The following is a 19244-nucleotide window of genomic DNA, read 5'->3' on the forward strand; positions in this document are numbered from 1 at the left end:
CGAAGTGCCTTACGCAGGAGCCCTCAGCCCCCTGGAACACGTTTCGGCTACGTTGCCAAAACCAGCGCAGCAACAAGCACTAAATCAACGAAAACCCACTCCAAAAAAATTGGAAGGTTCACTAAATAAAGTAAGCCCTCCGCATAAAAAGCATCAAACACTATTCCTAAATAAAAATCCCCAAACATCCAAAGAAAAAGCGTTCCGAGCCCGGTCAAAAAAGACCATCCTCGGAACGCTTTTCGTATATATAAGTGTCCTAATCAAAATCCTGTCCAACAACCTCCGGCACTTGAATCACATACCGCCCGTAATCCGGCAGGTCCACAATCCGAACAGTCATCTCAAACACATCACTCAACAACTGCTCATTAATCACATCCTGCGGCGTCCCAGCCTGAACCAGCGCCCCATTTTTAATTAGCCAGACCGCATCACTCACCTGCAACGCCTGGTTGATATCATGCAGCACCAAGATAACGGTCATGCTCTGATCCTGTTGCAGTTGTTTGATCAACGCCATCAATTCGCCCTGATAGCGAATGTCCAAATAGGTCGTTGGTTCATCTAACAACAGATAGTTCGGTTCCTGTGCCAGGGCCATCGCGATCCATACGCGTTGCTGCTGACCACCAGAAAGTGAAGTCAGTGCCCGGTCAGCGTATGCCGTTAATTGAACCTGATCTAAAAACGGCGCTACTTCAGCATCCGTCACCGTATCCAATAACCCATGAAACGGACGTCGGCCGATCTTAACAATTTCGCGGACAGTCATGTCATCGTATGTTTGGTGTTGCTGACTCACAACCGCAATCTGAGCGGTCCGATCCTTCAAACTATAATCTGCCGACGGCTTATCAGCCAGCAAAATTTCGCCCTCACTAGGCATTAACTGACCATCCAATAAGTTTAAGAGCGTCGACTTACCCGCGCCATTTGGCCCCAAAATCGTCAAAATTTGGCCTTCTGGTACTTGGGCAGTGAAGTCTTTTACCAGCGGGTGATCCGGAGTATACGCAAAACTAACGTGTTTCAGTTCAACGGCCAAGACCCCCTTTCAAGACAAGCCAAATCAGGAATGGGCCACCAATGACAGTCATTAATGTGGCCACAGGCAGTTCACTCGGTAAAATAATCAGCCGACCAACCGTATCACAGATCAAGAGTAACCAAGCCCCACTCAGTAACGAAAATGGAATCAACGTCTGATAATCATGCCCAACCAGTTTTCGCGCCACGTTGGCACAATGATGCCGACAAACGGAATTGTGCCCAAAACCGACGTCACTGTTGCTGACAAAAAAACCACCAGCGCCAGTAAGCCCACGCGCATTGTTTTCACGGGAATGCCGACTGTCATGAGTTGTTCATCCGATAATTTTAGATTATTGGCCCACGGCGAGAGGATCAGCGCCAAGATCAAGCCCACACAGCCGACAAGGAGCAACATCAGCGTTGATGACCACGTGATGCCGTTGAGACTGGTATCAGAGGTCACACTGATGCCCTGTGTAAATAGGGTATTGAAGCCCTGGAAAGTCAAGTTCAGCGCCACCCCAACAATAATCAGCATATACGGTTGACTCAGGTTCGCCGGTTGGTCAGCAGTGCCAACGCGACAGCACCCCCTAACAATGCCAACACCAGTTTTTCAAACGGTAACGCCGGCAACACAAAGCCGCCCAGTAAAATGAACAAGTCGCCCGCACTCGTCACCCCGAGAATCGTTGGGTCAGCCAACCGGTTTCGGAACACCGATTGGCTTAATGCGCCGGCCACCGCGAGGACACCACCGCCAACCATACTGGCGATGATCCGCGATAACCGAAACGTCAGGATATTGTTTAAAATGGCTGGCCGTTGACCCGAAAATGCCTGCCAGATCTGTGTTGGCGTGTAGAAGGTCACGCCGCACATCAGCGCGATGACGCAGGTCACAATGAGGCCGATCAAGACCACGGTGTATGCCCAGCCTGCTTTTGACATTTGGTAGTTCCTCCTTTTTGTCATATGTATAGAATAAACCAGACGTCCACAACGAACATCTGGTTTAATCATCCTATTTCGCTGGATACAACCAGTTTGAAACCAAGCCCAGTGCCTTTGCGGCATGCATGTTCGCTGTCGCATCGAAGTTTGGCTCCTGCAGGTCATAGACCCGTTTTTGCTGCACCGCTGGCGTTTGTTTCCAAAATGATTGCTGCTTAAATTCAGTATTGAATTGTTCGGTGACCATCGTCGGCATCGCGTGTTCGAGGCGTAAGATCACCTGGGGCTTAGCCTTAGCAATTGCCTCATCACTGGGTTGCACATAGGATTGCGTCTTTGACGAAAAGACGTTGTTCCCGCCAGCCAGCCGAACAAGGTCGCCTACGTATGACTTGTTGGTGCAGATCATATAACCGGCCCCTGGCAGCCCCATTAGGACTAGAACGCGCGGTTTAGTTTTGCCCGCGGCCCGATTCTTAGCCTTCGTTTCAGCCTGATTGATCTCGCTAACGGCAGACTTGGCTTCCGACTTGCGGTCATACTGGTTACCCATTTGTGTCAGCGTTGACTTCAAATTAGCAACGCTCTGTAACGATAAGAAATGCGGCTTAATATGCTGTTGCTTAAACGACTTGCCAAACTGATCCTTCAACACACTGACCGCGTACACCGTGGTCGGGTGCGTTGACGCAATCTTTTCCGCGCTCGGACTCATCGGACTGCCAATGCGTTTCACGTTTTTGTAGCGTGCTGGCATCTTATTTGCGGTTGTCGGCACCCCCACCAATGGGAGTTTTAGCCGATTCGTAATCTGTACGATCCCGTATGTGGTTGCGACAATGCGCGCGTTCTTCGACTTAGACGACGTGGCATGAATGGCCAACGCGCCCGCAATTCCGCAAACAATGATGATGCCGATCACGATACCGGCAATTTTTCGAGGCGATTTCACCCTAATTCCCCCCACTGTGACGGCCACGGCCGCCGGTAAACCAGAAGGCCCCGCCGCCAACGACCACGATGATCACAATGATGCCGACGATCAACACGGGCGTTTTCGACTTGGGTTGACTCTGATCCTTTTTATCTTCGGCCTTCGCCGTTTGGTTTGGCGTGCTTGAAGCCCCAACACTACTTGAAGCGCTGCTAGAACTAGAACTGGCTTTGCTGCTGTCCTTCTTAGGCGCAACACTCGCACTAGCCGCCTTTGAACTACTCTCGTTCTTGGCCTTTAACGCACTTAAACTACTTTCGTTTGGTTCACGATTACTTGCAGATTGGCTTTTTGTTGCAGTCGATGATTGACCCTTGCTGGGCTGCGTGCTTGCAGTATCAGCCTTAGTCGTTACCGCCGCGCTGCCTTGCCTCGCCAAACTAGGGAGACCGGCCGTGCTGAATTTAAACGTGATCATGTGATTGGCCTTGTAAACCTTTGGCACATCAATGGCTAGCTTCGCATTGATCCGTTTTTTAGGTTCGTGGTCGTAAACGAGTAGTACAGGTTAGAGTTACCAGCACTATCATTCACCTTACGCACGTTTTGCGGTTTGCCACCGTTGACGGATAAGACCTTAACGGGATAGGACGTCAACTTCTTCGCCGTTTTAATGCGCATGGTAACAACGTACTTATGATTTTTGACGGTGACACTAGCGGGATGAACAAAGTAGCCGCTGGCAATCGACGTCTTGTTGGTGCCGTATGTTAAAGCTTGATAACTAATGGATTTCGCGTAGGCCGTTTGCCCTTGAATGCCGATCAAAACCGCAATCGTCATCACAAGTCCAATTAACCAACGTGTCGCTATTTTTTTCATTTATGCGTGTCTCCTTTTGTAGATTGTAAAGCCGATCAGGGATGCGACGGCCAAGAAGCCAAGCATCATGAGGCTTTGTTGTTTTTGTTCGTTTGTTTGTGGCAGGTAACTCTTGCTTGATGAACCCGTGGCATTGTTGCTGCCTGGGTTGACGGTTGCTGTAGCCTTTTTGTCTGGTGAAGTGGCCGTGGCTGTGGTGCCTGAGCCGTTGCCGTTTGTTGTGGCTGGTGAAGAAGAATCTTTTTTATCAGCACCAGTTGAACCGGTATCAGCAGAGGCGGCGTGACTGAATTTGAATCGAACACCGAAGTCTTGGCTGATATTAGCTACTGGGACGGTGACGTGAATCGTCCCATCAATGACGTTATTTAACGCATCTAAATTATCAATGTAAAAACTATAAGTAACGGTATAATTGCTACCTGACGTCCCATAAGTTACATTATGAGCTTTCTGCCCGTCGATTGTCAATGGAACAACGCCTTTACTACCCATGCCGAGACTCTTGGCATAGCTAACTTCCAACGTTACTTGATATTTGTTGTCAGCAATTGGTGTGATCTTAGCAACGTGAGTGTAGTACTGGTCGGCGATTGATTTACTGTTACTGTCAGCCTGAAGTACAACGTATGTCCATCCTGTAGTTGGATCAACTGTCTTTCCTGGAATAGATGAAGATTGACTTGGCTGACTAGAAGATGAAGAACTTGAAGAACTACTATCCGCATGCGCCTGCGTAGTCACCGCGCTCATCCCCAGCGCAAAAAACACCAGCGCCCCAAGGATCCCAATAATGTTTCTTAACCCCTTTAACCTCATTTTGTTTCCTCCTCACAACGAATACATATATCCGTAATAATTATTAACTCGATTTTAGCATATTTTATAGAATATACGCCCCATTATTTTGTATATTTTTGAACAATTCATTTATCAGGTGATTAGAACCAGTCTAAATAAAAGCGTTAACAAAATAACTATCGTGCAAAATTGTGCTTACGTCAACCGAAAAGCCTTATTGTAGCAACTTTTCTCAATATCTATTTTTAGAAACCTATTTTACGTATATACGGAATACGGTTGAAATATTTTCGGAATAAACTATAATCAACAGTGTAAAGGGTTACATTCTTCTTTATAAAGGAGGGGTCATATTGAAATTAGTTGCCATTGTCGGAACGAATTCGCAAAAATCTTACATCCGTCAGCTGTTAAATTACCTGAAAACACACTTTTCAAGCGACGCAGACATCACGCTTTGTGAGATAAACGACATTCCGCTTTTTTCTGAGGATATTAGTGAAGTTCCTAGCAAGGTTTCAGCCATTTTTGAAATTATTACTGCCTCAGATGGGGTAATCATTGGCACCCCACAGGTTCACCATGCCATTCCATCAGCTAAGTTCCGTGCTTGATTGGCTGGCGGTGGCGGGCCATTCGTTTAAAAACAAGCCAACGATGCTGGTTGGCGCATCCCTGGATGACCAGGGCGTTGACGACGCACTCGACAATCTTTCAACTATTCTACGGTCGCCCGAACTAAATGCCGGGTTACTCACCGGTGATCAGTTTGTTCTGACCGACGTTGCTGCCGCCTTTAACGGTGACGAGCTGGCTGATCCATTGGCCGTTAAGTGGTTAGACCACTGTTTTAACAAATTTACCGGCTATATGGGCTTCAATTACGTGCCAACTGGTGACACGCAGCCAGACGCCACGACCAGTGCGTCAAAGGACACCACGCCAGATTATTCGTCTGACCTCGACCACCCTGTGAAGACCGATGCGACTGCGAGCGCATCGAAGAAACCAGCTGGTGGCCTCGACTATTACTCTGATTTGGATGCACCGACACAGCCGACGACCGACACCACGACTGGTGCTTCTGAGTACACTGATGCGACCTCAAGTGCTTCAAAGGATACGGCGTCAGATTATTCGTCCGACCTCGACTACCCGGCTCAGGCCGCTGATGCCACGACTGGTGCTTCCAAACAACCGGCTGACGGCATGGCCTACTCGTCTGATCTAGACACGCCGGTGGCTGCGGGAACGGATGCCACTAGCGGTGCTTCCGAGAAACCAGCAGATGCCACTACTGGCGCATCTCATAAATCGGACGATGGGCCCACCTATTCTTCAGACTTAGACGATCCAAAGCCGGAAACTGACACCAACACTGGTGCTTCCGAACACGATGATGCAACTACGGGGGCATCAAAGGAAACGACCAGCGATTACTCTTCTGATTTAGACCAACCGGCTGCGGCTGATGCCACGACCGGTGCTTCTGAACACTAACAACGCTTCACATATAGGAGGAAATTAACATGACTGATAAAAAAGTGACTTTAGACAGCAATGACGTTTTACACTTCCCCACTGGCGATATTCCGTTGGAAACCCTGCGCGTCCTGTTGAACACCCTGCCCTTCGAAGTTGACTTTGTGGACGCCACCGACCATTTCAAGTGGTTTACCGATGACGGCAACCGGATCTTCAGCCGGACGCAAAAACAAGTTGGCGAAGAAGTGCTGGAATGCCACCCAAAGCAAGCCAGCGATAAAGTGGAACAGATCCTCAAGGAATTTCACGCCGGCACCCGTGACCAATTTGAATTCTGGCTGCCACTAAAGGGTAAGATGGTCTACATTTCATACTTCGCTATCCGTGATGAAGACGGCAAGTACCTTGGGTGCTTCGAATTCACCGGTGACATCGCGCACCTGCAATCGATCAAGGGGACTAAGATTCTTGAAAACAGCCGTGATATTACGTTGATAAAAAGTAAGACACTGCTAACTAAAGGCACTGGCCATTGCGGTCGGTGTCTTTTTTGACTAGCTCGTTCTTCGTTGACTTTCCAATCCCAACCCCTATAATCAGAATTAAACAACTGTGTGAAATCGGTTACATTATTGGTTTTACCCACACATCCGTTTCAAAAAATGGAGGGGATCACATGCTCGAACTGCAACATTAAAAAAAATACTATCAGGTGGGCGACACGACCACGAAGGCGTTAGATGATGTGTCCGTCTCATTTCGGCAACAGGAATTTGTCGCGATCCTTGGCCCCAGTGGCTCTGGGAAGACCACGTTATTAAACAATATTGGCGGGTTGAACGTCTATGACTCCGGCGATTTGATTATTAAGGGGAAGTCCACCAAGGAGTTCAAAGCCTCCGACTGGGACGCGTACCGGAACAACTCGGTCGGCTTCATTTTCCAAAGTTACAATCTGATTGGTCACCTGGGCATCATCGACAACGTTGAGTTGGGTATGACACTCAGTGGTGTGCCCACTGCCGAGAAAAAGGAAAAGGCCATTTCAGCGCTGAAACGTGTCGGGTTGGAAGACCATATGTATAAGAAGCCGAACCAACTGTCTGGTGGGCAAATGCAACGGGTGGCCATTGCGCGGGCGATCGCCAACGACCCGGAAATTTTACTGTGTGACGAACCGACCGGCGCATTGGATACCGAAACCAGTCAAGAAATTATGCAGATCATTAAGGAACTGTCAAAAGAGCGCCTCGTCATCATGGTCACCCACAACCCCGACCTCGCCGACCAATATGCCGACCGGATCATTCGTTTCGAAGACGGGAAAATCGTGGATGACACGAACCCCTACAATGAGCTGGAAGAAAACGAACAGTTTCACCTGACCAAGACGAAAATGACCTACTGGACAGCGCTAAAATTGTCGTTTACTAACATCCGCACTAAGAAGGGGCGAACCTTCCTGACGGCGTTTGCCTCCAGTATTGGCATCATCGGAATCGCAGTCGTTCTCGCCCTGTCAAATGGGTTCCAGAAACAGATCGATCAAACGCAATCCAATACCCTGGCCCAGTATCCAGTGACGATTTCACAGACTGCCACCTCCCAGACCACGGCCAACGACACCAGCAAAAAGGAACATTTTTCTAAGGAAAAGTCCGTCGTGGCGCAAATCAGTGACCAGGATAAGGCGCAACATACTAATAAAATCACGCAAAACTACGTAAACTATGTGAAAAGACTCAATCCAAAATACAGCAAGAACGTCGGGATCACGTACACAACCGGTATGAACTTGCTGCGCGATGTGAACGGTAAGATCAAGCCGGTCCAGCTGTCTAACGAGAGTCAGTCTAAATCTAGCGGCCTGAACATGTCGAGCGCACTGGCGAGTTCAGCGGGCATTGGTGTTTCCTCCTACCCCGTTGATAATCAGGCAAGACCAGCTTTCTCAAGAAGCACTACAAAGTGATGGCCGGCGCCTACCCGACTAAGACCACGGATGTCGTTTTAATTATTAACAAGGACAACTCGACGAACATCAACGCGCTGACGAATCTGGGCTTCAAGGTGAAGAATAACCAAAAGGTCGACTTCAACAAGATCGTTGGTACGACGTTTAAGACCGTCGACAACGACACCTACTACAAGTCCGCAGCCGGCATGTTCCTGCCGAATACCGACTACAAGACCATGTACAGCAACAGCAGCAACAAAACGTTGCGCGTCGTTGGTGTCCTGCGGGTCCGGTCAGCAAATGAGGAGAATATTCTGGCAACCGGTTTTGCGTACAGCGACAATTTGACCAAGGCGTTGGTCGATCAAAACGCGAACTCCGCCATCGTCAAAGCGCAGAAATCCAGTTCACGAAACGTGCTGACCGGCGCCACCTTGAGTGCTTCTGCGGACAAGACGCAGGTCATTCAAGCCCTCGGCGGTTCCAAGACACCATCGAGCATCATGATCCACCCGAATAATTTCAAGAATAAGGATAAGGTGCTCAGTTATTTGAACGCCTATAACAAAGGAAAATCCAAGGCCAATAAGGTCATCTACACCGATATGGCCGGTTCCGTATCCAAGCTGACCGGTGGCCTGATGGACGCGATCACCTACGTGCTGATTGCGTTTGCCGGTATTTCGCTGGTCACCAGTATGATCATGATCAGCATCATCACGTACACCTCCGTACTGGAACGGACGAAAGAAATCGGGGTCCTCAAAGCACTGGGTGCGCGGAAGAAGGACATCACCCGGGTGTTTGACGCCGAAACCGCCATTCTTGGGGTGGCCTCGGGACTCATCGGTATCTTCATCGCATGGGCTGCGACCTTCCCAATCAACATCGTGCTCAAGAGTATGACCAATTTGAGCAACGTCGCGCAGTTGAATCCTGTGGCGGCCATTGTGCTGATTTTGATTAGTACCGTGCTCACCGTTTTGGGCGGGCATGTGCCGGCACGGATGGCGTCGAAGAAGGATGCGGCGACGGCTTTGAGAACGGAGTAGAGTGTGGAGCAGGGCGGTTTAGGGGCGGTGTGTAACGGTCTCTGGTCTAAAAGTCCGGGTCTGACTTTTAGACCAGAGACCGTTACACGTTAGCCCCGTGCCCTGCGGAACACGTTTCGGCAATGAGGCCAAGAAAACCAGAAGTCAAAAAGCACACAGTGATTGAAAAGTCCGGGCCTGACTTTTGGTTCAGCGTTCTTTACACGATCCCTCGTTTTCACCATGAGGCAGAGAATGCTTTTCTAAACTAGCCAAATAATAGGCAAATTCACCAAAAAAAGCGCTTAGCAAGTATTAACTACTAGGCGCTTTTTGTGTTGTATAGACGTTAGAAATGCGTTCATTGCTAAACTAAAAAAACAAATGTCTCTCCTAAAACGTATTTAACTATTGTAACAATTCAAATGATAACTGCAGTTCAACAGTTTGTTCATTTCAGTTGCAATACTATGGCAATATCGTATACTTGATTTGCCTTGAAAAAGGAGAACCATATGTCCAAAATTAATTTCAGATATACCCAGGCCTTCAACAATGAATGGCAGAAACTAGGCTTATCAGAACTAGATAAGGTGTCATTAAGGCTCCAATTTATCAATTACTTAAAAAACACACCAGATAATAATTATGGTAGGTCTTTTCCAGGTGATATGATTCCTCACACAGGTGGTGCCATAAAGATGCGTTTTTCCGCTAATATCGTAAACTATGGAAAAAGTGGTGGGTATCGTATCATCTACTTTATGCCATTCAATGACGAATTGCTTTTTTTCAAGGTTTATAGCAAGCACAGTCAAGAGACCCTGTCGGATTTTGAAAAGAACACAATGAAAAGCTTCATTCGACGCTATAAAGGAGCCCATTAATCATGCAGAAGAAAAAAGAAAGTACGATATTACAGAGCATCAAAGAATTAGAAGACGAGCAAAACGGTCTGCCAACAAACATTGAAACCGTCACAATGGAAGTCCGGGACGTCCCTGATTACAAACCTGATGACCTAATCCGTATTCGCAAAAAAGTTGCAGGAACTAAACAGCAATTCGCCGCATTATTGGATATTTCCACCACTGACGTTGAATCATGGGAGAACGGCAGTCATCGCCCCAGCGACGTTGCTAAACAATTTTATCAATTATTAGACGAGGATCCTCATGCACTAGATAATGTGAGCACAGAGCACCACCCAGAGTAATTATAAAATATTATTAGCGTGTAAAAAGCGTGTTTAGATATCATTTCTAGACACACTTTTATTAATAATAATCATAGGAACGAAAAAATCCCGTCGACCCAATCGTCAACGAGATTTTTTTAAGTTGTTACATGGTATTACAGTGTTTTAGACAAAGACGATACTAGTTCGTCTGCTTTGCCTTACTATCCTCATACATGTAGTCCCGAGTCATCGGCAACCCAGTCCCACTAGGCTGCTTCGTCAACAGGTACTGCATCACGTCGATGTTACCAGCTTCAAATGAGCCGGCACATGCTTGAAGATACATGTCCCACATCCGGGCAAATTCTTCGCCGTACTTGTCAACGGCCTTATCGAAGACCTTGAGGTAGTTGGCGTCCCAGATTTCGAGTGTCTTTTGGTAGTGACGACGCAGTGGTTCCAAGTCTGCCAATTGCAGCTTAGCATCCATCACGTGAGTCAAGTTTTCAGCCATGTTTGGAATGTAACCGCCTGGGAAGATGTACTTGCTGATGAATGGATCCATCCCGGCACCTTCGTGTTGACCGGTAATCCCGTGGATCAATGCGCGACCATCATCTTCCATCAGATCACTGACCTTCTGGAAGTAGGTGCCCAAGTTTTCCTTACCAACGTGTTCGAACATCCCAACGGAGGTCACGTAGTCGAATTTGTCGTTCATCTCACGGTAGTCTTCCATGATGACGTCGACTTTACCTTCAAGGTGACGTTCCTTGATCTGTTGTTTCGTGTAGTCGTACTGTTCCTGGCTCAACGTGATCCCAGTAGCGTTCAGACCGTATTCTTCGGCGGCCGTGAACAGCAATGTGCCCCAACCACTCCCGATGTCTAATAAGCGCTTGCCTGGTTCTGGCTGCAACTTCTTGATGATATGGTGCACCTTGTTCATTTGGGCTTGTTCCAACGTGTCGTCTTCGTGTTCGAAGTAGGCACATGAATAAGTCATGGTGTCATCCAACCAAAGTTCGTAAAAATCATTCCCAATATCGTAGTGAGATTGGATGTCCTTTTCACTAGCTTTCTCAGAGTGACTCGTTTTTGGTAAGTGCTTCAAAAATGGGTTGTTTGTCAAGAAACTCCCCGTGTTGCTGAAGGCGGCAGTGACCAAGGCTTGAATGCTGCCATCGATTTCAATGTCCTTCTTCATGTACGCTTCAGCTAACACGCTAGTTGGTGACGCAGTGACTTCCTTGATAGGAATATCTCTGTTGATCTTGATTTTAACAACCGGATCGCCCTCACCATAGTTTTCCGTTTTACCATCAATATGTGACTGCAACTGGGATATTAAATGCGCGACTAAGTAATTGACGATATACTGTTTTCTCTAACACCGATTTTTCCTTCTCTCATGCAAGTTATTTAGATGACTAAGCATTAGGACCTAAATTAATCAAAAAGATTTCATTGTACTTATATTTATTGATTATCTAATAAGAATAGTTGTCTTTTTTAATTTTGTCAAAATATTTGGCCGATTTTTCTTTCGCCGCTTTCAAGTTTTGACACATGTTTGTAAGTGTCTAATTATATAGAAGCAATTTCATCAAATATGGGTGGGTTGTTGCAAAAACGACATCAGTCCTGACGCTTATTTTCACTCGCTAATCTGCGCTTGTTGATAATTTTTTCCTAATGGTCCGGCGTATTCCGGCTGCCACGGTTTTGGTTGCCGTTGATAGTGCAACAATCGCGTATGAGCTGCGATCCACTCAGGTGTTAAACCACCTTCTAGGTAGTTTGCGTAACTCGGCACATCAAAATTCCAAATTTTATCGTCAATTGGCGTCACCTGATTGCCGTAAAGACCGTTTAAAATGTCCTGGTCAACTAGTGGCAGATCCTCATGAGTAGTGATGTAGGCCGTAATGTCCCGAAAATTAATCAGCTGGCGAACGCGATCCAAGTCAATCAAAAGCACACCAGTATTGTAATAGGCGTGATTGATCTGCATCCGTTGGCGATTCTCAAGTTGTTGGTCTTGATGAGCGGCAGCCGCAAATGGGCGTCCCTGCATGTCTAACTGCCAAAGCTCATCTAGAGGACCCTGAGCCAGAATATCAGGATCAATATAGAGCACCCGGTGAAGTGTCTTCGGGAGAATTTGCCCACTTAGAAGCCGGAAATAGGTTTCAACTGGATACTGAGCAGTGATCGGCGCGTTGCCGAAAACGGCTGGGATTGCTTGGCAGGCGGTGAACGTCATATTGCGGCCAGTGATCCAATCTGACAACGTTTTGAGTTGTGTCGGGTCGATTTGGCGGTGAATCAGCCAAACGTGGATGGGTTGGGATTCAGTTTGATGGATTGAGTTGAGCAGTGTTTTTAGAGGTGGGATATAGGTTTCGTTGACCGTTACTAGGAGTTCAATGGGCATTTTGGGGGCCTTCTTTTTTGGGGTTTAGGTCTATTATAAAGGCTTGAGTTGTCGGTGACTGGGGAAAATAAAAGAAGCCTGTGATTGCGGCTTCTTTTTTTGGGAGGTGAATTTATGCAGTTTTTTACTTTTTAGACCCAGAACCGGTTTGGTTTTCTTAGTTTATCTAGCCGAAACGTGCTCCAGAAAGCAAAGACTTGCACTAGTTTGGTGCTCTTATTATACCTAGCCGAAACGTGCTCCAGAAAGCAAAGACTTGCACAGAAGGCACTCTGATAACGAATCCAGGCCCGGGATTCATTATCAGAGTGCCCTTCTGCTCCAGTCTTTAAACGCTTTCTTCCGCACTCTATATTCTTCCATTAATCATCAAATCCACCGTAGCTGCCTGTGGCAACATCGGCAGATGACTCTGTTTTTCGACCTTGACGTCTTTATTGCTCTTTTTAGCCAGATTTTGAATCAATCTTTGTGCAAAGTTACTTGTCATACCTGTAATTAACCATGTTCGTTTCATTTTTTAGTATCCCCTTTACAACAATCGATTTCCAGAAAATTAGGCAGGAGAATGAGCCTGCCCATGCACGATCACCGTGCTTTTGCTTGAGAATATAATACCCCAAAATCCAGTAAAGTCAATGTGCCTGCTTGGATTTTGAGGAACTTTTTCGTAGGTTCAACCAAGTTGCTTTACTGGCAACCTTTGCTTGATAACGGTAAACTTGCAGGTATCTGATAAAAGGTAAGTGATAATCTTGACGAAGCATGATATCAGCGTCAGTACCCGCGTTGGTTTAGAACTACTCAATAATAAGTGGTACGCCTTGATCCTCACAAATTTAACAGCTGACTTTTCTGATTTCATAATTTTACGCAAAAAGATTCGCGGTATTTCAACCTTGAACCTGCTCTTGGCCCTCACTAAACTCATTAGTTTGGGACTAGTGGCCGATGATGACGAATATGCCTACCGGTTACTGCATGATGGTGTTGAAATGCAGCATATTTTGTTCAGTCTTCATGACTGGGGTAAGCAACAGCTTAAGGCGTTCGGCGAGGCAACAATGCGTTAGGTGCTGTTACTAAGAGGGGGAAATGATTCATGACACTTGCAAAACCACGATATGACCGGCTATTAACCGGAACGTTGCTCGCTGCCACCGCGGGCGGTTTGGATTCCTACACCTACTTTACGCATGGCGAGGTGTTTGCTGGTCTACAAACTGGGAACTTGATTCTACTTGGCAGCACATTGGCCTTGGAAACTGGTCACGGGCGAGCCACTATTTGATTGCGATTTTGATGTTTATGGTCGGCACGATTGTCGCCAGGTTCATCCAACATCGTTATCATGAAGGGCTTCGAATGAGTCGGCAAACGTTCATCGTAACCTATGAAATTGTATTGATAGTGTTGGCTGGCGCATTCGCAGCGGTCATGCCAAATATGGTATCTGTTGGCTTGTTATCAATGGCAGCGGCCGCCCAACTCCAGGAATTTCGCCAATTGAAAGGTAAAGGATTCACCTCACTCATGATGACAGGTAACCTCAGAACTTTTGCCGAGGCCATTTATGATGGTATTTTTAAACGCGACACAATGGCTTGGGACAACCTAACGACTATCGGGACGATTCTTTTTGGATTTGTCGTCGGGGCGGCGTTGAATGGCCTGCTAATTGGTATTTTTCACGGTCAAACAATTTTCCTATCCGCCATTATTTTAGTGATGACTGTCATCGCAAGCCACAGGGGCTAAGAGAGTCACAACGCAGTTAACAGGAAGGCCATTGCATCCAATATCGATTCAAATTGTAACTAATCGTCTTTAAAAATAGGTACCAGGGTCACCTCTCATGGATGATCCTAGTACCTATTTTTGTGGGTTTTCAGCTTTTCGAATCTGCACTTCACTGCGATTTTTGTTAGCTGGTTGCCTGCATTGCTATTTTTTGATTGTGCCTGCTCTTGGCACTGGTTGGGACGCGCTTTTTGTGGCTGACTTTCTTGGCTGCCACGCTGAAACGTGTTCCAGAAGGCAGAGGGCGGAGCCTTCTTCCACACTATGACTTTCTTGGCCGCCACGCCGAAACGTGTTCCAGTAGCCCCTTAAACGCCTTCTTCCACACTCTTTTCTATTGTGCCGTATACCCACCATCCACAACAAACTCTGAACCTGTTGCGAACTTGGATTCATCTGAGGCTAAGTAGACACAGATGTAGGCGATGTCGTCTGGTTCACCAATGTGACCCATTGGTGTCTTTGTCCGGGCTGACATGGCTTCTTCGGCACCTGGCAGATCTTCTACCAACGGCGTCTTGATGTAGCCTGGGTGCACGGTGTTAACTCGAACATCGTAGTCTTTCAGCGCACAGTCAACGGCTGCTGACTTCGACATGATCCGCACGCCACCCTTTGACGCGTTGTAGGCACCCAAGTTAGGGGCACCGATAAAGCCTTCAATTGAGGACATGTTGATGATCGAAGCGCCAAGGTGCTTGTTCTTCATCCGTTGAATCCCTAAACGAGTCCCAAAGAACACGGCGTCCAAGTTGATAGCTAATTGTTTGTGCCATTCTTCTGTGGTCGTGTTTTCGATACTCTTGTTGATGGCGATCCCGGCGTTGTTCACCAACGTGGTAACAGGCCCAAAGGCTTTTTCAGTCTCGTCAAACAACTTGACCCAGCCTTCTTCATCCGTAGCATCGTGCTTGATGAAACGAATGACATCTTCGCCGCCAATGCTCTTAGCAGCCTTTTCACCAACATCAGCGTGACGCCCTGTGATAACGACCTTAGCGCCTTCGTCGACAAAGCGTTGGGCAACGCCTAAGCCAATTCCCAAAGTCCCGCCAGTAACAATTGCAACTTTACCCTTTAAACGATCAGTCATGTGAATCCCTCCGAGTTAATTTTTAAGTTTTGTTTTGAATAAAGTTAGTATAGCATATAATTTGCTTACTAGTTCACAATTTACTAAAAAGTCATACTATTTTCACAAATAGGTCACAACTTGGTAACTGTAATCCATACTTACAGACTATTATAGAAAGCGGTTTAGCGTCCGTTATACCAAAGATTAAGATTTTTTAAATAAATATAGTCGCCCCTTACCCAAACAATCTTACAACTTTAGTCTATTAATGAAAAATTCACAAAAGACATCATTTTCATTATTTCTTGTTGCCATTATTGTCACCCAATCACAACTTAATAAGCCATCGCGTGTCCTTTTTTGAGCAAAGGTTTTATAATCGATCTAAAAGGAAGTGTTTTCGTATGGCAAACGAATCAAATGAAGGTGCCGCATGTTCTTGGCAACCAAAAAAGAAACCATCTGCAACGTTAGACCAACGTTTTTCAACTGGGGACCTGCCCGTTGAACCCAATCGCTACTCACTGATCTGGGCGTACTTCTGCCCGTGGGCAAACCCCGTCAAAATGGAAATTGACCTCTTAGGGCTTGATAAGGTCATTGCCAGCAGTCCCATTTATTCCCTGCGTCATACCGGAATCGATGACGACTGGTTCTTTGGACCAGACGAAAATGATGACGATCCGATTTTAGAGATCAGCCGTGTCTCGACTGCTTACAAGAAGGCTGACCCATCATTTGATAGTCGCCCAACCATTCCAGCTTTGGTTGATGTTCAAACTGGTGCAGTTGTCACCAGTCAATCAGCTACATTACTCGAGGAACTGGGCACTGAATGGCGTGACTACACGGCTCCTGGTGCGCCAGACCTGTTCCCAGATGCCGACCACGACGAGCTCGTTGCCTTAAGCAAACGCATCGCTGACCTATCAAAAATCATTAACGGGGCCTCAACAGCTATTTCACAAGAGGGCTTCAACCGCCTCTCCGACCGGTTCTTTGACGAACTGGAGGATTTCAACCAGCGTTTGGCCAACCAGGCCTACCTCTTCGGCGATCACATGACCACCGCTGACCTGATGTTGTTTGCCCGCTTACTACGATTTGACCTCGTTTGGTACTACACCGCAAAATTAAACAAACACCGGCTTCAGGATTACCCTAACCTCTGGCGCTATGCAAGGTGATGTACAGCAATCCAATCATTAAGGCCGATACTGATTTCGATAAGATCAAACAACATTTCTATCAAACCACACAGAAGGTCACGAGTTTCGACCAGGTTATTCCAGCTGGTCCAGACATGAGCGAGTGGGAAAATTAATCTTCATTGCGAGCAACTCAAATAACGTCCTTATGAATTCTGACTGAATTTATAAGGACGTTATTTTAATGGACGATTTAAGGTAGTACGACAACCTTACCAAAACTGTCGCTTGAATCAAGAAAAGCTTGCGCATCCGCCGTATGAGCCAGATCAAACGTTTTAGTGGGCGTTACATCAATATGGTGCTGTTCGATGACCTGCAGCATATCATTGAATGTTTGCTCAGTGACATCACTGGAACTAAACGACGTCAGGTAGGTCCCTGCTGTCACAAACCCCATCGGATCAAAGTCCTTGCTGGACCAAACACCACCAAGAGACCCTGTGACACACAAAATGCCATTTTTGGCCACCAGCGTCAAAGAATCTTGCAACGTCAATGATCCAACGAGTTCTAACACCTTATCAAATTGACGGGAACCAGCCTGAACGTGACCCGCTTGTTCCAGAATAATATCATCAAACCCATTAGCCAGCATCTCAGTCTTTTTCTCAGGCCTTCATGTCGTGCCAATGACGGTTATCCTTGTGCGCATAGCCTTGGCCAATTTCATAGCAGCTAAGCCAACGCCGCTGGTGCCGCCACGAATCAGTAAGGAATCATTATCCGCAAGTTTAAGATTCAGCAACGAGCCGTAAGCCGTCCAATAAGTTTCGGGAATCGCGGCGAATTCAGCCCAAGATAACTGGGTCTCGACAGCAAAAATCTGTTCATTAGGAATCAACATATATTCAGCGTAACTGCCATCAAAGTTTCGTCCCATTTCACCCATGATCGTGGCAACCTTTTGCCCAATCGGCAACCGGGCTTCATCCGTCGTTTCAGCAATGACGCCAACGCCTTCGATGCCAAGGATCCGTGGCAATTTCACTGTAGGTGACCACCCGTTTCGGGTAAAAATCTCAGAACGATTAATGCCAAACCCTTTCACTTGGATGAGCGACCAGCCGGGCTTGACCTTTGGTGTTGGAACGTCTGTCATTTTCAAGACTGACGGGCCACCAGGTTCACGTAGCACAATTGCTTTCACTATTAGACCTCCTTAGTCGTCAACAACCGTAAATCGTTGCCGTAAATGCTTCGGTTGCTCAATTTCATCAAGCAACGCACTGGCAAGATTTCCCGTAGAGACTTCCGACTTGCCAGCCTTGTTCAACAGGATCTCGTCCTTGGCGATCCGGTAAGTCGTTTTAGGGCCGGGGGTGAATGTTGCCTGCGGTGAGATTGCTGTCCAGTTCACATTATCGATCCACTGCAAATAGTTGTATTCATGAACTTGTTGGACAGGCGTTTGAATCCACGGCTGACCAGCGTTGTCTTTCAAAATCGTATCCAACATCATGGTGCCGTCTGCTTGTTTTAAAGAACTGGCACCCAGAATGAAGAACAAGTTGGTCGTGTCGTCATTGCGGAACGCACTGATCAACCGACTCGCAAGGTCCAAATGCTGATAGGCCTGTGGTGAAGCGAAAGCATCGACGACTTCATCAAACTCTGAGAGATCATCATGCGTCAGTGTTAATGCATCCTGTTTAATGATGGTCACTTGATTGCCAAACAGGGATGCCGCTTTGTCTTTACTGCGAACAATGGCCGTGACCTCATGGCCGCGACTAATGGCTTCCTTAACGATCTCCTGACCCGTTCGGCCGGTTGCGCCAATAACCCCAATTTTCATGTGATGCACCTCTTCATTAAGTTGTGTTTAAAACTGTATCAAGCTTAACATGTTTTGTCGCTGGCACCCTTGAAAAACGCTCCAGAATTCGAAATAATTGTTCGCAAATAAGCACATTAGGTCATCTGATACAACATGGTATCCGACCTAATGTGCTTATTTTACTGTTCCTATCTGATGACTTGCACTGAAATCGGTGCGTACTTAACCATATAGCAGCCTGAGAGCCAAATCGTTTTCGAATGCCCTTCTTTGCTAACGACCCGACCACTAGAAGGTCCGGTTTAACAGCCAGAATCACATCCCTAACGATGGTTTCACCTGGATCACCATCCGCAACAACGACGCTCACATCGGGAATGCCGAATCGCAATGCCAAATTGCGGTAGCCTTCAACATGTTGAACGAGTGCGTCACGCTGACCATGCACAAAATCTTTACTGAGCGCCTGGTAAACGTTCATCTCATCCGACTCAAGAATCGAGGTAATCGTTAATGTTGACCCATCGCTCTTAGCTCGGTTCATGGCATACCGAAACGCTAATTGGGCATCCGGCGAATCGTCTACCCCAACTAAAATGTGTCTAAACTTTCTTGGTTTTGTTTCTGTCATTTATCTTGACCAGCTCTCTTTGTTACGAACACCCCTAATCAGCAAATTCAGGAT

The 19244-nt window shown here is 46.9% G+C and carries 19 protein-coding genes and 6 pseudogenes; 10 read left to right on the top strand and 15 right to left on the bottom strand.

Translation table 11 applies throughout. The features are described from left to right. Window positions 1-47 precede the first annotated feature (47 nt). The 8 genes and pseudogenes from JCM11969_RS17485 to JCM11969_RS01675 form a co-directional block, all read right to left on the bottom strand. Entirely contained in the window at window positions 48-218 is a 171-nt protein-coding gene (locus tag JCM11969_RS17485) for a hypothetical protein (protein ID WP_156319222.1), read from the bottom strand. 41 nt (window positions 219-259) lie between these two features. Beyond that, a complete protein-coding gene (locus JCM11969_RS01650; RefSeq protein WP_054707443.1) occupies window positions 260-1048 on the bottom strand; it encodes an ABC transporter ATP-binding protein in 789 nt (262 codons plus the stop codon). Beyond that, window positions 1038-1573, bottom strand: a pseudogene (locus JCM11969_RS20180) (FecCD family ABC transporter permease). The gene JCM11969_RS01650 and the pseudogene JCM11969_RS20180 overlap by 11 nt, the downstream one beginning before the upstream one ends. 11 nt (window positions 1574-1584) lie before the next feature. Beyond that, on the bottom strand, window positions 1585-1986 hold the full coding sequence (locus JCM11969_RS20185) for an iron chelate uptake ABC transporter family permease subunit (RefSeq protein WP_369523175.1): 402 nt from the start codon (window positions 1984-1986) through the stop codon (window positions 1585-1587). Window positions 1987-2059: 73 nt separating this feature from the next. Further along, window positions 2060-2941, bottom strand: coding sequence for a heme ABC transporter substrate-binding protein IsdE (isdE, locus tag JCM11969_RS01660; RefSeq protein ID WP_054707446.1), 882 nt, complete (start codon window positions 2939-2941; stop codon window positions 2060-2062). Between the two features lies 1 nt (window position 2942). Continuing rightward, window positions 2943-3401 carry a CD1107 family mobile element protein gene (locus JCM11969_RS18450; RefSeq protein ID WP_054707449.1) on the bottom strand — a complete coding sequence of 153 codons (459 nt, stop codon included), beginning with the start codon at window positions 3399-3401 and terminating at the stop codon, window positions 2943-2945. 35 nt (window positions 3402-3436) lie between these two features. Next, complete coding sequence (locus tag JCM11969_RS18455) at window positions 3437-3805, bottom strand: NEAT domain-containing protein (protein WP_054707451.1); 369 nt, start codon at window positions 3803-3805, stop codon at window positions 3437-3439. Further along, window positions 3806-4624, bottom strand: coding sequence for an LPXTG cell wall anchor domain-containing protein (locus JCM11969_RS01675; protein ID WP_054707454.1), 819 nt, complete (start codon window positions 4622-4624; stop codon window positions 3806-3808). 335 nt (window positions 4625-4959) lie between these two features. Between JCM11969_RS01675 and JCM11969_RS01680 the strand changes: the two genes are divergently transcribed. The 6 genes and pseudogenes from JCM11969_RS01680 (at window position 4960) to JCM11969_RS01705 (ending at window position 10295) form a co-directional block, all read left to right on the top strand. Next, window positions 4960-5220 (top strand): NADPH-dependent FMN reductase, encoded by a 261-nt coding sequence (locus JCM11969_RS01680; protein WP_054707457.1) that lies wholly within the window; start codon window positions 4960-4962, stop codon window positions 5218-5220. Beyond that, entirely contained in the window at window positions 5213-6106 is an 894-nt protein-coding gene (locus tag JCM11969_RS01685; protein ID WP_054707461.1) for a hypothetical protein, read from the top strand. The genes JCM11969_RS01680 and JCM11969_RS01685 overlap by 8 nt, the downstream gene beginning before the upstream one ends. Before the next feature lie 29 nt (window positions 6107-6135). After that, window positions 6136-6645, top strand: a complete 510-nt coding sequence (locus tag JCM11969_RS01690) for a PAS domain-containing protein (RefSeq protein ID WP_054707464.1) — start codon at window positions 6136-6138, stop codon at window positions 6643-6645. Between the two features lie 158 nt (window positions 6646-6803). Beyond that, window positions 6804-9100 (top strand): annotated as a pseudogene (locus JCM11969_RS01695) (ABC transporter ATP-binding protein/permease). Window positions 9101-9594: 494 nt separating this feature from the next. After that, window positions 9595-9966, top strand: coding sequence for a hypothetical protein (locus tag JCM11969_RS01700; protein WP_054707467.1), 372 nt, complete (start codon window positions 9595-9597; stop codon window positions 9964-9966). A gap of 2 nt (window positions 9967-9968) precedes the next feature. Continuing rightward, window positions 9969-10295 (top strand): helix-turn-helix domain-containing protein, encoded by a 327-nt coding sequence (locus tag JCM11969_RS01705; RefSeq protein ID WP_054707470.1) that lies wholly within the window; start codon window positions 9969-9971, stop codon window positions 10293-10295. 163 nt (window positions 10296-10458) lie between these two features. Here JCM11969_RS01705 and JCM11969_RS01710 read toward each other — a convergent pair. The 3 genes and pseudogenes from JCM11969_RS01710 to JCM11969_RS17490 form a co-directional block, all read right to left on the bottom strand. After that, a pseudogene (locus JCM11969_RS01710) lies at window positions 10459-11653 on the bottom strand (class I SAM-dependent methyltransferase). Between the two features lie 263 nt (window positions 11654-11916). Beyond that, window positions 11917-12696, bottom strand: a complete 780-nt coding sequence (locus JCM11969_RS01715; RefSeq protein ID WP_054707473.1) for a glycosyltransferase family 8 protein — start codon at window positions 12694-12696, stop codon at window positions 11917-11919. 349 nt (window positions 12697-13045) lie between these two features. Beyond that, complete coding sequence (locus tag JCM11969_RS17490) at window positions 13046-13213, bottom strand: hypothetical protein (protein WP_156319223.1); 168 nt, start codon at window positions 13211-13213, stop codon at window positions 13046-13048. Window positions 13214-13451: 238 nt separating this feature from the next. Here JCM11969_RS17490 and JCM11969_RS01720 point away from each other — a divergent pair, with 238 nt between their 5' ends. Together JCM11969_RS01720 and JCM11969_RS01730 are read left to right on the top strand one after the other, a co-directional pair. After that, the gene (locus JCM11969_RS01720) at window positions 13452-13769 is read left to right on the top strand and encodes a winged helix-turn-helix transcriptional regulator (protein WP_054707476.1); all 318 of its coding nucleotides are present in this window, start codon (window positions 13452-13454) and stop codon (window positions 13767-13769) included. Window positions 13770-13798: 29 nt separating this feature from the next. Next, window positions 13799-14454 (top strand): annotated as a pseudogene (locus JCM11969_RS01730) (YoaK family protein). A gap of 376 nt (window positions 14455-14830) precedes the next feature. Here the strand turns inward: JCM11969_RS01730 and JCM11969_RS01740 are convergent. Continuing rightward, a complete protein-coding gene (locus JCM11969_RS01740; RefSeq protein ID WP_054707489.1) occupies window positions 14831-15589 on the bottom strand; it encodes an NADP-dependent (R)-specific alcohol dehydrogenase in 759 nt (252 codons plus the stop codon). 386 nt (window positions 15590-15975) lie between these two features. Between JCM11969_RS01740 and JCM11969_RS01745 the strand changes: the two genes are divergently transcribed. Beyond that, on the top strand, window positions 15976-16758 hold the full coding sequence (locus JCM11969_RS01745; protein WP_054707491.1) for a glutathione S-transferase C-terminal domain-containing protein: 783 nt from the start codon (window positions 15976-15978) through the stop codon (window positions 16756-16758). Then, window positions 16755-16895, top strand: coding sequence for a glutathione S-transferase family protein (locus tag JCM11969_RS17495; protein WP_156319224.1), 141 nt, complete (start codon window positions 16755-16757; stop codon window positions 16893-16895). The genes JCM11969_RS01745 and JCM11969_RS17495 overlap by 4 nt, the downstream gene beginning before the upstream one ends. 77 nt (window positions 16896-16972) lie before the next feature. Here the strand turns inward: JCM11969_RS17495 and JCM11969_RS01750 are convergent. The 3 genes and pseudogenes from JCM11969_RS01750 to JCM11969_RS01760 form a co-directional block, all read right to left on the bottom strand. Further along, window positions 16973-17929: pseudogene (locus JCM11969_RS01750) on the bottom strand (zinc-binding dehydrogenase). A 12-nt stretch (window positions 17930-17941) separates the two neighbouring features. After that, window positions 17942-18577, bottom strand: coding sequence for an NAD(P)-dependent oxidoreductase (locus JCM11969_RS01755; RefSeq protein WP_054707494.1), 636 nt, complete (start codon window positions 18575-18577; stop codon window positions 17942-17944). Between the two features lie 170 nt (window positions 18578-18747). Next, window positions 18748-19190: pseudogene (locus JCM11969_RS01760) on the bottom strand (universal stress protein). Window positions 19191-19244: the final 54 nt, after the last annotated feature.

It is taken from the genome of Secundilactobacillus paracollinoides DSM 15502 = JCM 11969, from assembly GCF_001311135.1.
Lineage (GTDB): Bacteria > Bacillota > Bacilli > Lactobacillales > Lactobacillaceae > Secundilactobacillus > Secundilactobacillus paracollinoides.